The organism is Bacillus sp. FSL W7-1034, from assembly GCF_038593365.1.
In the GTDB taxonomy this organism is placed as follows: domain Bacteria; phylum Bacillota; class Bacilli; order Bacillales; family Bacillaceae; genus Bacillus; species Bacillus altitudinis.
This window is the reverse complement of sequence record NZ_CP151989.1, coordinates 2,529,678-2,542,770: the sequence shown is the minus strand read 5'-3', so window position 1 is coordinate 2,542,770 and position 13,093 is coordinate 2,529,678. Positions and strand designations below refer to the sequence as shown.

The 13,093-nt window shown below is 40.2% G+C and carries 12 protein-coding genes and 1 other annotated feature; of the genes, 11 read left to right on the top strand and 1 reads right to left on the bottom strand.

Annotated features, from left to right (window positions below):
* Nucleotides 1-219: 219 nt before the first annotated feature.
* From NST73_RS13090 to NST73_RS13055, 8 genes are all read left to right on the top strand, one after another.
* Entirely contained in the window at nt 220-963 is a 744-nt protein-coding gene (locus NST73_RS13090) for a hypothetical protein (RefSeq protein WP_342499135.1), read from the top strand.
* Between the two features lie 571 nt (nt 964-1,534).
* Nucleotides 1,535-2,800 (top strand): kelch repeat-containing protein, encoded by a 1,266-nt coding sequence (locus NST73_RS13085; RefSeq protein WP_274660653.1) that lies wholly within the window; start codon nt 1,535-1,537, stop codon nt 2,798-2,800.
* A 254-nt stretch (nt 2,801-3,054) separates the two neighbouring features.
* Nucleotides 3,055-3,204 (top strand): teichoic acid D-Ala incorporation-associated protein DltX, encoded by a 150-nt coding sequence (locus NST73_RS13080; RefSeq protein WP_024427820.1) that lies wholly within the window; start codon nt 3,055-3,057, stop codon nt 3,202-3,204.
* Between the two features lie 14 nt (nt 3,205-3,218).
* On the top strand, nt 3,219-4,724 hold the full coding sequence (dltA, locus tag NST73_RS13075; protein ID WP_160757479.1) for a D-alanine--poly(phosphoribitol) ligase subunit DltA: 1,506 nt from the start codon (nt 3,219-3,221) through the stop codon (nt 4,722-4,724).
* Nucleotides 4,721-5,905, top strand: coding sequence for a D-alanyl-lipoteichoic acid biosynthesis protein DltB (gene dltB, locus NST73_RS13070; RefSeq protein WP_342499134.1), 1,185 nt, complete (start codon nt 4,721-4,723; stop codon nt 5,903-5,905). Before dltA ends, dltB begins: the two co-directional genes overlap by 4 nt.
* A 21-nt stretch (nt 5,906-5,926) precedes the next feature.
* Nucleotides 5,927-6,163 (top strand): D-alanine--poly(phosphoribitol) ligase subunit 2, encoded by a 237-nt coding sequence (gene dltC / locus NST73_RS13065; protein ID WP_017367737.1) that lies wholly within the window; start codon nt 5,927-5,929, stop codon nt 6,161-6,163.
* On the top strand, nt 6,163-7,329 hold the full coding sequence (gene dltD, locus NST73_RS13060) for a D-alanyl-lipoteichoic acid biosynthesis protein DltD (protein WP_144679859.1): 1,167 nt from the start codon (nt 6,163-6,165) through the stop codon (nt 7,327-7,329). The genes dltC and dltD overlap by 1 nt, the downstream gene beginning before the upstream one ends.
* Before the next feature lie 95 nt (nt 7,330-7,424).
* Nucleotides 7,425-7,844 carry a YkvA family protein gene (locus NST73_RS13055; RefSeq protein WP_008342863.1) on the top strand — a complete coding sequence of 140 codons (420 nt, stop codon included), beginning with the start codon at nt 7,425-7,427 and terminating at the stop codon, nt 7,842-7,844.
* A 227-nt stretch (nt 7,845-8,071) separates the two neighbouring features.
* Here NST73_RS13055 and NST73_RS13050 read toward each other — a convergent pair whose 3' ends face one another.
* Nucleotides 8,072-9,115: a lactonase family protein gene (locus NST73_RS13050; RefSeq protein WP_342499133.1), complete on the bottom strand. Its 1,044-nt coding sequence runs from the start codon at nt 9,113-9,115 to the stop codon at nt 8,072-8,074.
* A gap of 432 nt (nt 9,116-9,547) precedes the next feature.
* On the opposite strand from NST73_RS13050, the gene ilvE reads away from it, so the two are divergent.
* From ilvE to ilvN, 3 genes are all read left to right on the top strand, one after another.
* Nucleotides 9,548-10,462: a branched-chain-amino-acid transaminase gene (gene ilvE / locus NST73_RS13045; RefSeq protein WP_008342856.1), complete on the top strand. Its 915-nt coding sequence runs from the start codon at nt 9,548-9,550 to the stop codon at nt 10,460-10,462.
* An 8-nt stretch (nt 10,463-10,470) separates the two neighbouring features.
* Nucleotides 10,471-10,718, top strand: a binding site (T-box leader).
* A 122-nt stretch (nt 10,719-10,840) separates the two neighbouring features.
* Entirely contained in the window at nt 10,841-12,565 is a 1,725-nt protein-coding gene (ilvB, locus tag NST73_RS13040; RefSeq protein ID WP_326242526.1) for an acetolactate synthase large subunit, read from the top strand.
* The gene (gene ilvN / locus NST73_RS13035; protein WP_007501584.1) at nt 12,562-13,080 is read left to right on the top strand and encodes an acetolactate synthase small subunit; all 519 of its coding nucleotides are present in this window, start codon (nt 12,562-12,564) and stop codon (nt 13,078-13,080) included. The genes ilvB and ilvN overlap by 4 nt, the downstream gene beginning before the upstream one ends.
* Nucleotides 13,081-13,093: the final 13 nt, after the last annotated feature.

Here is a 13,093-nt window from a genome sequence, read left to right as displayed (position 1 = left end):
GTAAATTCGCAAGTGGGTCTCTTTTTTCGTTCTTTTTCATCAACTAATCATAATGAGAGAATGTCCAACTCATTTTAAGGAAAAGGTTGAAAAGCAATAGGGACAAAGGATTCTGCGATTCCTTGAGTTAGACACAATAATAGATATGGTGAATTGGTGGATTGTGTGGATAAATGAAGAATACAGTTATATAATGTTTTTAAAAAAGATTGGAGATATATGGTGAAAGATAAAACAATAAATGTTTTGCATTTTGTATATGTTTGTATTATTGCACTTTTAATAATTGTTTCAATATTAGTATATGTTTTTGGAGGTAGTGAGGATGCAGGAAATCAAGTAAATGTAATGGCCACAGGAATTTCTATAGTTCTAGGAGTTATAGCTATTTTTATGACATTAGCTGATGTTGCTGGTCAAAAACAATCAATCACTGAAATCAAAGAAACTGCTAAGGAATTATCGGGATATCAAGAATTAGCACAAGAAAAAATAACAGAACTCTTATTAGCTATGGATAAGGTTGATGAATTAAAAAACACGATGAAAAGTAATACAGCTGAATTAAAAAACTTTACAGAGGTGTTATTAAAAGAAGAATTTGAAGTACAAGGGACAATTTCAAAAGAACAATTAGCTGAAATTAAATCAAAAATAAATAATAAATTTAGTGAACTTGATCTACGATTCAAAAATATAAATTTAGGAACAACAAATTATAACTATAGCAACCAATTAAAGAAAACTATTTTTAAATTTAGGGAATGGGTTAAAACCACTTTTCCAGAAAGCGATACAGAAGATTATGGTGCTTTTCTTGATAAAGTGTATGATTCTTTCGATGTAGATGATGTGAAGTGTATATTACACTATTTAAAAGATAGTGGAGCTACTTATATAAAGGTTGATAAGAAAATTGTTGATTTAAAATATATTAAGGAAGTTCCACCACAGTATTTATAAAATGGCACACTTCTGGCGCGATCTTGGCAAAGCATTTTGTTTGAGAGCGGCTTCCTCTAATTGATGAAGCGAAACAGAGATTGAATAATTCATAGCAGCCTTCGGGGTGCTTTTTATTTTGGGGAGGGACACAACGTGGACAACTCACTCAGGGAACTAATCATCAACACAGCGATTGGACACGCAATAAGGACAGACCAATTGTATAACGGTCTTAAAGCCCTTAATAAAAGGGGGAGAAAGCTGATTTAGAGATCTTTTCTATTGGTTTTGGGGACAGTGTATATCCAAGCTTTGGAGGCTGGATGAAAACGGTGAACCTGCTTGTCTTGTGACGGATTTTTTAATAATGGACTGATGAGAAACCCATGAATCATGGGTTTTTTTGATGGAGGAATACAAAAATATGAATTGATTCTAATGCGGAAGTCTGATTTTAGAAATTTACAGGCGTATTGGGGAGACAGTAAGTAAATAAGTAATAAATATATATAAAAGTAACAAAAATATGAAAAAAATAAATAACTATCCGATATTTGTTGTGTAAACAAATTGAAGGAGTGTGGTTATATTGAAAAAATGGCTTTTTATTTTCATTTTATTATTTTCTGCATTAAGTTATCCATTACAATCAATAAAAGCAGAAACGCTTGAATGGGAAAAACGAGAAGAGCTTCCAGATGCAAGAGTAGGAGCTGTAAGTGAAGTATATGATGGGAAAATCTATGTAATAGGTGGAACAGGTCCCAGTAAGGCATATTCTAATACTACTTATGTATATGATCCGAAGTTAGATAAATGGTCAGAAAAAGCTGGTATGAAGACAGGCCGCATGGGTGCTGCCAGTGTAATTGTTGATGATCGTATATATGTAATGGGGGGGAGAACAGAACAAGGATTAACAAATAGCGTAGAAGTTTATAATATCAAAATGGATACTTGGGAAGATTCAGTAGAGCTCCCGTTTGAAAGAAAGGTATCTGCTTACAATTTATATGCAGGTGCCATTGATGGGAAGATCTATGTAGTTGGATACGATAGTGCATTAAAGGCAGATAGGTACAACAATACCTTTAGTTATGATTTGAAAACAAAAGAATGGACCAAAAAGAAAAAATTTAATTTTGAAGCTACTTCGGGAAATGCAGTGGTTGTGAAGAATAAGCTTTACATTTTATCTGGATCAGAGGTCTTAGTGAAAGGAATTTATGAATATGATCCTATAGTAGATCAATGGAGAGGAGTTAGTAGTGGAGCTATTGCACCCTATTATTCTGCAGTCATGTATGAAGATTATATTATAAGAACGGGTGGAGTTTCTAGAGTTACACTCTATGATTTAGAAAATAAGACATCAAAAACTATACCTAACACTTCTGCACCTTATCGAATGGGACACGTATCCGCACTTGTTGATGATACACTCTATGTAATTGGAGGAGTTGAACAAAGTTCAAGTGCCCCTACTAACGCTAGAGCAAATTTCAAATCTAATTTATCTGTCTCATTAAAGAGTCTTAAAAACACTGAAACCGAAACCCCGGGCGACAAAGACCCAGAACCAACCACACCGCCTAAAGACGATGATGCAACAGATGAAGACGGCGATGCCCTTCTCATCATCACAATGGTCAATGGCTTACAGAAAGAGTATGACCTCTCCATGAAAGAAGTCAACGCCTTCCTATCCTGGTACAAAAAACGTGATGCCGGCGAAGGTCCTGGGTTTTATGAAATTGACGAGCATGACAACAACAAAGGTCCTTTTGAAAGTAAAAAGGACTATGTGGTATTCAACAACATTCTCATGTTCGAGGTCAATAAATATAAGAAGTAATTGATATCAAAGTCATCTAGTCAAACTAGGTGGCTTTTGCGTTTGTTCGACAGTTTTCACCAATTTTAAGGCAAATTTAAGCTTCCATTTCATTTCAATTACATTAAATCTTTGTTACAATAAGACAGCTTTGCCCGAAGACACGTTCATACTTTGGACATCTTTTTTTCATCAATTCTTAAAATTTTTATGTTTTGATATGAAACTCTTTTGATGATCCATGCGTCTTTATAAGTGTCAAAAGAAAAGAGGTTATCAATATGCTATTCAAAAAGCTATCAGAAAATAAGTCTGTAAAATGGATAGGATATACAAGCTTTTACTTACTTATTTTGCTATTATTGTTCTTTATTTACGGATTCCATACAGCAAATACGGGATCATTCATTTACAACGATTTTTAATTGGAGATTAAACTATGAAACTATTACACACGATTCATGAATACCAACAAACGAAACCGACACAGCCAGCATTTGTTTCTCAACATGCTTCGATCACATATGATGAGCTTTGGCGTCTATCAGACCAAATGGCTGGTGCGATCGATGCAGTCGCAACTGACAGTGCACCTGTCATTGTATACGGTCATATGGAGCCAGAGATGCTGATTTCTTTCTTAGGCAGTGTGAAATCAGGCAGACCTTATATTCCGGTCGACATCTCAATACCTATCGAGCGCATCGTCTCAATCATTGAAAGCTCAAAAGCCAGTCTATTGATATGTGCAAATGAGCAGAATGTATTAGATGTAGAAGAACACATTGAAGTGAAGAGTGCGGCATCGCTGTTATCGCTTGAAAAAGAAGCACCTCCATCCACGCAGTGGGTTCAACAAGATGATGTTTTCTACATTATTTATACGTCTGGCAGTACCGGGAAACCGAAAGGCGTTCAGGTAACAGCCAGCAATTTAGAAAGCTTTACAGGATGGATGTGCCGCGATTTCCCAATTGGTGAGGGGCGCACGTTCTTAAATCAAGCACCATTTTCTTTTGACTTATCAGTGATGGATTTGTATCCAGCGCTTCAATCAGGCGGCACGCTGTACTGTTTAGTGAAAGATCTTGTGAATAAGCCGAAGGATATGTTTGCAGCACTTGGTCAATCTGACGTTGAAGTGTGGACATCAACACCTTCTTTTGTGCAAATGTGCTTAATGGATCCTTCCTTTACAGGGGAGCTTTTACCAGAGTTGAAAGTTTTCTTGTTCTGCGGAGAGGCACTTCCTGTCTCTGTAGCAAGTGCGCTTCTTGAGCGTTTTCCTAAGGCGCAGGTCTTTAATACGTATGGTCCGACTGAAGCAACTGTTGCGATTACATCGATTGAAGTCACGCAGGAGATTCTTGATCAGCACGATTCTTTACCAGTGGGTTATGCCAAACCGGATACAGATATCGTCATTTTAGATGAAGAAGGCAAGACACTCCCTGATGGGGAAAAAGGGGAAATTGTCATCGTGGGGCCAAGTGTCACGAGAGGCTACTTAGGTGAACAAGCCTTAACGGATAAAGTGTTCTTTGAATACGAAGGACGCCCTGCTTACCGCACAGGTGACGCAGGTGTGGCGCAGGATGGTTTGATTACGTGCCACGGTCGTCTGGACTATCAAATTAAGCTACATGGATACCGGATGGAGCTTGAAGAAATTGAATATCATGTAAGCGAGACAACGTATGTCAATGCTTGTGTGATTGTGCCATTCCAGCCAAACGGGCATGTGGAGTACTTAATTGCAGCAATTGTCCCAACTGAGCATTCCTTTGAAAAAGAATATCAGCTGACAAGTGCGATTAAGAAAGAAATGGCGGATTCACTTCCTGCGTACATGATTCCAAGAAAGTTTGTCTATCTGGAGCAGCTGTACATGACGCCAAACGGGAAGGTTGACCGTAAAAGAATCGCGAAAGAGGTTCTTCTATGATTCCGTTTAGTTCATTCTTTTTCTTCATATTAATTGGTATTCTTCTTCTGCCGACGATGATTCTTGGTCTTCGCGGCAAAAGAATGCAGGGCTACAACATGTTTGCAACGGTTGTGGCACTCGCGCTTATTTTCTCAAAGGATGCACATGGCGCTTTGTTGCTGTTCTTGTTTACAGTGTGGCAAGTCTTTATCATTCGCCTATACCTTGCGTACCGGCTGAAGGCGAACCGTGCGTCTGTCTTCTATATGGCAGTGGTGGCATCGATTTTGCCGCTTGTACTATCAAAGGTTTTACCGTTCTTTTTAACTCATCAGCCGCATCAACCGCCGCCAATGAACTGGCTGAGCTTTTTGGGGATCTCGTACTTAACATTTAAAGGTGTTCAGTTAATTATCGAGACAAGAGACGGCTTGATTAAAAAGAAAATCCCGATTCACCGTTTGGTTTATTTCATTGTCTTTTTCCCGACGATTTCATCCGGTCCAATTGATCGTTACCGCCGGTTTGAAAAGGATATGGATACACCGCCTGAAAAGGAAGCTTACAGTGATCTTTTATATGCCGGAATTCATAAAATTTTTATCGGGTTCTTATATAAGTTCATTATTGGTTATCTCATTCACACATATATTCTCATGAATATTCATCACATTAGTAGCAGTCACTTTGTTCAACAGTTAACGTATATGTATGCGTACAGTATGTATTTGTTCTTTGACTTTGCTGGATATACAGCATTTGCTGTAGGTGTGAGTTATATCATGGGTATTAAATCACCAGAAAACTTTAATAAACCGTTTATCAGCCGGAATATTAAAGACTTCTGGAATCGCTGGCACATGTCGCTATCCTTCTGGTTCAGAGATTATGTGTTTATGAGATTTGTGTTCTTTATGACAAAGAAGAAGTGGATCAAGAACCGAATGGCTGTATCAAATATTGGGTACTTTGTCCTCTTTCTATTGATGGGTGCTTGGCATGGTCTCGCCCTTCAATACATTATTTACGGACTATACCATGCAGTTGTGATGTCCGGTTACAATTTATTTGAGAAGTGGAATAAAAAGCACAAGTGGTGGCCGGATAATAAGGTCACAATGGTAGTGTCGATCATTATTACATTCCATGTGATTTGCTTCGGATTTTATATTTTTTCAGGAAAACCATTTCATCATTAATGATTAAGGGAGTAGAGAATTATGGAATTTAAAAATCAAGTATACGGTATTATTGCAGAGGTTTGTCAGGACGACGTTGTGAAAGAAAATCCAGAGATTGCGATTTTTGAAGAAGGTCTTCTTGATTCATTTGGTACAGTTGAATTGCTCATGGCAATTGAAAGTCAGCTAGGAATTATGGTTCCGATTACAGAGTTTGATCGTGATGTGTGGGATACACCGAATCACATTGCTGAGCAGCTGGCAGAGATGAAGTAATGAAAAAGCGTTTTTTTGGGCCGCTTATTTTAGCGGCTGTTCTATTCATTGGTGTTCTTCTTGTACCAAATGCATGGCTCTCACATCTGATCCCAAAAGACAAATTACAAAAGTCAGCCACAGAATTAGATCCAGGGATGTTCCAAGGGCTTTATTTACAAGATGAAATGCTAAAAGATCCAACTTATTTGCCGATCTATGGATCTTCTGAACTATCACGTTTTGATCCATATCACCCTTCGAATTTCTTTCATGAAAATCCTCAAGGGTTTACACCTTATCTTGTTGGAAAAGGTGGATCGCAATCATTAATTCATGCCATGAACTTTGCAGCGCATATGGATGAATTAAAAGGGAAAAAGCTTGTGTTTATCGTGTCCCCGCAGTGGTTTGTCAAAGGGGGATCAGACGAGAATCACTTTGCTCCTAACTATTCAGCGCTTCAGGCGCTTGATCTTGCTTATAATAAAGAAATTGATCCAGCTGTGAAAAAAAAGCTCATCAAAAGAATCATGAAGTTTAAGGCAGTAAAGAACGACATGGTCATCACAGAGCTTTTTAAAGCAGAGCTTTCTGGGAACAAATTCGCTTATGGCGCGATTTCTCCTATTGCAAAAATGTATTATGGCATGCTTCAAAAGAAAGACATGTACTATACGATCGGGTCTGGGCATGAGCGCAAGCATCGTCCGTCTCCTTCAGTGAAAGGGAAAACATGGACTGAGCTTGAAAAAGAAGCGAGCGTCTTAGGATCCGAAAAAGCAGGGGACAACCCGTTTTATATTGATCAGAGACTGTTTGATCGTAAGCTGAAGCCGATCATGAAAAAGATGAAGGATTCTCGTCGTGACAATTCTTATGCAGCATCACCTGAATATAAAGATTTCCAGATCATGCTGGATATTTTAAAACAGGCAGGGGCGAAGCCTTTATTCGTGACGATTCCTGTCAACGGAAAATGGTATGATTACACTGGTTTTCCGAAAGAGGGACGTACAGATTATTATCAAAAAATCAATCGTCAAATTCGAGATAATGGGTATGAAGTCGCAGATTTGACTTCGCATGAGTATGACCCATATTTCTTTAAGGATACGATTCATGTGTCGTATAAAGGATGGGTATACATCGATAAGGCGATCGAAAAGTTTTACAAAGAGCAGTAGATTGCAGCAGCTTTCTGCTGCTTTTTGTTTGTCGAATGAGTGGATTTCTTGTATAAATAAGGTGGAAGGGCTATGCTGAATATGGAGGCGATACGATGAATCGTTCTGAGAAAAAAGAACTATTAAAGCGTTCAAAGAAGCATTTTAATGATCATGCCTTTTGGGAAAAGTTAAAAAAGACGGCACAAAAAGCTGGAGTTTCTCTTGTCTATGCTGTGTTATTACTTTATTATACATTGCAAAAACCCGAAGTACCGGTTAAAGCGAAGACCCTCATCATTGGGGCGCTAGGGTATTTTATCCTTCCGATTGACCTAATCCCTGATACATTGGTGGGGATCGGCTACACAGATGATCTAGGCGCCATCACATTTGCTCTGCTTCAAGTCGCAATGTACATTGATGACGATGTCAAAGGAAAAGCAAAAGACAGGCTGGGAAAATGGTTCGGTGAAAAAAGCGATACGTCTTTCATTGATCAAAAGCTTGAAGATGGCGGTATGCCGTCTGCTTAAAGAAAAGGCTCCTAAACGGAGGCTTCAGCGTGTAGACAAACCCTCGCATTCTTTGTCAGTCCTGCGCTTCGGTGCTTACGAATGTCAAATTCGCTCCGCTCCGGTGCTCGTTCTTCCTAGACTTCAAGGGTTTTCAACTACGCTGAAAAAAAGACAAAGGGCTAAAATAAAGTTCATTTTAGCCCTTTGTCAACAATCTAATGCCTCCTAAACGGAGGCTTTTTTCATTATCCTAAAAATTTCACACAAACCGGATGCGGAACGGTGATGTCTGATTGTAAGACAGTGAGTCGTCCCGTTTCTTTGTCACGTTTGTATAACACAAGGTTGCTAGATTCTTGGTTTGAGCCGACGAGAAATTCTTCTGTTGGATCAAGGACAAAGTCTCTAGGCCAATTTCCTTCAGATGAAGCAATGTCGACAAGGCTTAGTTTGCCATCATGATCTGCTTTGAAAATGGCAATGCTGTCATGTCCACGATTTCCTGCATACACAAAGTGACCGTCAGAAGACACATGAATGGCGCTGCCTTGATTATTCTCTGTGAAGTCATTAGGAATGGTTGCGATCGTTTGGATCTCTTCGAAATGACCATCTTCAAAGTAACGAAGTACAATGACCTCTGAGCTGAGCTCTGTCATGACATAGGCCACAGGTTTCGTTGGGTGGAATGTGATATGACGAGGGCCGCTGCCTGGTTTTGTTTCAAATGTATGGGCAAGCTCAAGTTTGCCGTTTTCTTTCTTATACGTATAAATTCCGTCTGTGCCAAGGTCAACAGCTACTGCAAATTGTTCATCAGGTGTCAAACCCATAAAGTGAGTGTGCGGTTTTTCTTGACGGTCTTCGTTTGGTCCAGTGCCTTCATGCTGCGCCTGTGACAGCGTGCGGATCACTGAGCCGTTTTCAGCATCAATTTCGTACATCTCTGCTGTTCCTTTATGATAGTTTGCCGTAAACGCCGTTTTCGTTTGGCTGTCCACGCTGACGTGACAAGGAGAAGCCCCATCGGCAAGCTCTTGGTTGATGAAACGAAGTGCGCCGGTGTCGGCATCAATTTGATACGCAGCAAGACCGCCCTGTGCTCCTTCTTTCACAACAGCATACACAAACTTTTGAGAATCTGAGACAGTTAAATATGTAGGATTTTCAAGTTCTGCAGCCACTTCTACTTGTTCAATCTGCTGATTGTCCGTATTTAAAGTAAAAGAATAGATTCCTTTGCTGTCACCTTTTGTATACGTTCCGATATAACCTCTGATGTTAGCCATGTATTGCCCTCCTTCTATTAGATGCTCTCATTCTATCATAAATTTATAGGAAAACGCTTTAGAAAGGCATGCTGAAGAAAAAAACAAACGCAATGAAATCTCACAATATTCTTCAAAAACCGTGTGAAAAAATATTACAAAAGCTTGTTCAAAAGAAAACCGTTCATGTAGAGTAAATAAATTGAAGAAAAAATACAAAAAATTTTAAGTTTTTTCATTCCTTGTCTAGCAAAGGTGTAAGCGTATACATTTTATTTTGATTAGTCTAAATTGTCTAATAATTTTAAAAATGCTGTTGACACTGTATGGAAAGCGGCGTAAGATGGGTTCAACAAAAGCAAACAGACACGCAGAGTAAGCGTGAGACACTTCAATATAAAGTGTCTGAAAATTCAACTACTTTTTGTTTGAAAGAGAGGGTGCTCACTGAAGATGGAAGACCAAAAGGAACAGTGGATCTTTTTAAACGATGAACTCGTGAAAAAAGAGGATGCGAAAATTTCAGTTTATGATCATGGCTTCTTATATGGTGACGGTGTGTTCGAAGGAATACGTGTATATAACGGAAATATCTTTCGAATGAAAGAACATTTAGACCGCCTGTATGATTCCGCTAGATCCATTATGCTGAACATTCCATATTCACTTGAGGAGCTCACTGAAAAAATGATTCATACAGTTGAAAGGAACGGCCTAAAAGATGCCTATATCCGCCTTGTTGTCTCAAGAGGAGCCGGTGATCTTGGCTTAGATCCAAACAACTGTGGGAGAGCCAACACAGTGATCATTGTAGAGCCGCTGGCCATCTTTCCAAAGCACCTATATGAAACAGGTATTGATATTGTGACAGTACCAACGAGGCGAAATCGTCCTGACGTACTAAGTCCAAAAGTGAAATCATTAAACTATTTGAATAACATCCTTGTCCGAATCGAAGCCCATATGGCCGGTGTGAGTGAAGCGCTGATGCTGAACGATCAAGGGTACGTGGCAGAAGGTTCTGCAGACAATGTGTTTATTTATAAAAAAGGTAAGCTCTATACACCGCCAGGTTATATCGGCGCTCTTGAAGGCATCACAAGAAATGCCATCATGGAAATCGCAGAAGACTTAGGCTACGAAGTGAAAGAAGAACCTTTCACAAGACATGATGTGTATACAGCTGAAGAAGTCTTCCTGACAGGAACCGCTGCCGAAGTCATCGCTGTTGTAAAAGTTGACGGCCGTATCATTGGCGAAGGAAAACCAGGGTTCCACACAAACAAACTTCTTGAACAATTCCGCAAGCGAGTCGTTGAAGAAGGAGAAAAAGTAGTCTTTACCGATGAAAACATTCACGCAAGCTAAATAGATATCGATAAACGTTGAAGAGGACTAGTAGCTTTAGAGTCAGTATCTACAGAGAGCCGGTGCTAGCTGGAAACCGGTGTTACTTTCTAAAGTGAACTCACCTCTGAGTGTCTGCCTGAAATGATAGTAGGGCAGACCGAGTGACATTGCATCACTCGTTACCAAAATGGATGAAAGATGTCCATGAGACGGCAGCATGATTTGCCGTGAACAAGGGTGGTACCGCGAAAAACAAAGCTTTTTCGCCCCTTTGACCTAGTGAAAAGTAGTGTCATTGTGGGGTGAGAAGGCTTTTTTATATGGTCTCATATCTCTATCTTGAATGGAAAAGGGTGAAAGGACTTGACTGAAGCAAGACAAAGAGGAGGAAATCAAATGGGGACAAATGTACAAATGGAGACGGAAAAATCAAATGCACCACAAACGATGAACGGTGCACTCATGTTAATTGAAGCACTCAAAAGAGAAAAAGTAGAAGTCATTTTTGGTTATCCTGGCGGAGCTGTTTTACCGATCTACGATAAAATTTACGATTCTGGTTTATTTCATGTCCTACCAAGACATGAGCAAGGAGCGATTCACGCAGCGGAGGGATACGCAAGAGTATCTGGTAAACCAGGCGTTGTTATTGCCACATCAGGACCGGGGGCAACAAACCTAGTCACAGGAATTGCGGATGCGATGATTGATTCACTACCTATGGTTATCTTCACTGGACAGGTGGCAACCTCAGTCATTGGATCAGATGCTTTCCAAGAAGCAGATGTACTTGGTATCACAATGCCAATCACAAAACACAGCTATCAAGTGAGACGCCCAGAAGAGTTACCAGGTGTCATTAAAGAGGCATTTCACATCGCAACAACCGGCAGACCTGGTCCAGTCTTGATTGATATTCCAAAAGATGTCGCTGGCATTGAAGGGACATTTGAATACGATCAGCCAATCGATTTGCCAGGTTATCAGCCGAAAATTGAGCCGAATTATTTGCAAATTCGCAAGTTAGTAGAAGCTGTAAGCAGAGCAAAGAAACCAGTTATTCTTGCAGGAGCTGGCGTTCTTCACGGCAAAGCGTCGGAAGAATTAAGACAATATGTAGAGCAGCAGCAAATCCCTGTCGCTCATACATTGCTTGGGCTTGGTGGATTCCCAGCAAAGCATCCTCTTTTCCTAGGAATGGCGGGTATGCACGGCACATATGCAGCGAACATGGCACTTCATCAATGTGACTTACTCATTTCAATCGGAGCGAGATTTGATGACAGGGTAACCGGCAACCTCAATCATTTTGCAAAGCAAGCGAAGGTGGCTCATATTGACATCGACCCAGCCGAAATTGGTAAAAACATTCACACCCATATCCCAGTTGTTGGTGACAGTAAGCTAGTGCTTCAAGAACTGATCAAGCAGGACGGGAAACAAGGTCAATCAGACGAGTGGAAGAGCCAGCTAAATCAGTGGAAGGAAGAATATCCACTCTGGTACGTTGAAAACGAAGCTGAAGGTTTTAAACCTCAAAAGCTGATTGAATACATTCATCAATTCACAAAAGGTGAAGCCATTGTCGCAACTGATGTCGGACAGCACCAAATGTGGGCTGCACAGTTCTATCCATTCGAAAATGCCGATAAATGGGTGACATCTGGTGGGCTTGGCACAATGGGATTTGGTTTACCGGCAGCGATTGGCGCGCAGCTAGCTGATCAAGAGGCAACGGTTGTAGCGATTTTAGGAGACGGAGGTTTCCAAATGACCCTGCAAGAACTTGCCGTTATCCGTGAGCTGAACCTTCCAGTGAAAGTGATTGTTCTCAATAATCACAGTCTTGGAATGGTAAGACAATGGCAAGAAATTTTTTACGAAGAACGCTACTCGCATTCTAAATTTTCAGAGCAGCCAGACTTCGTGAAATTATCTGAAGCTTATGGCATTAAAGGGATCAGAATCTCATCAGACGAAGAGGCGCAAGAAAAGCTAGAAGAAGCATTAACGTCTAGAGAGCCTGTTTTCATCGATGTCAATGTAGCGAGAGATGAGAAAGTATTCCCGATGGTAGCACCGGGGAAAGGACTTCATGAGATGGTGGGGGTGAAACCTTGAAAAGAATTATTGTGTTGACTGTATTAAATCGATCAGGCGTACTGAACAGAATCACAGGCCTTTTTACCAAAAGACACTACAACATTGAAAGCATTACGGTCGGCCATTCTGAGATTCAAGATGTATCACGCATCACGTTCGTCGTCCATGTAGACCAGGAGAAAGACATCGAACAGCTGACAAAACAGCTGAACAAACAAATCGATGTCCTCAAAGTAACGGATATTACAAACCAATCAATCGTTCAGCGAGAGCTGGCTTTGATAAAAGTCGTATCTGCACCAGCATCTAGAATGGAGATCACGGGGGTCATTGAACCTTTTAGGGCTTCTATTGTAGATGTGAGCAGAGAAAGTGTCGTCATTCAGGTGACAGGTGAGTCTTCAAAAATTGAAGCACTCATTGAATTACTTAAGCCATACGGCATTAAAGAAGTCGCCAGAACTGGCACCACGGCCTTTGCGAGAGATAATCAGCAAAAGCCGCAAACAAATAAAACAATTTCAATTGTCTAAACAAAAGGAGAGA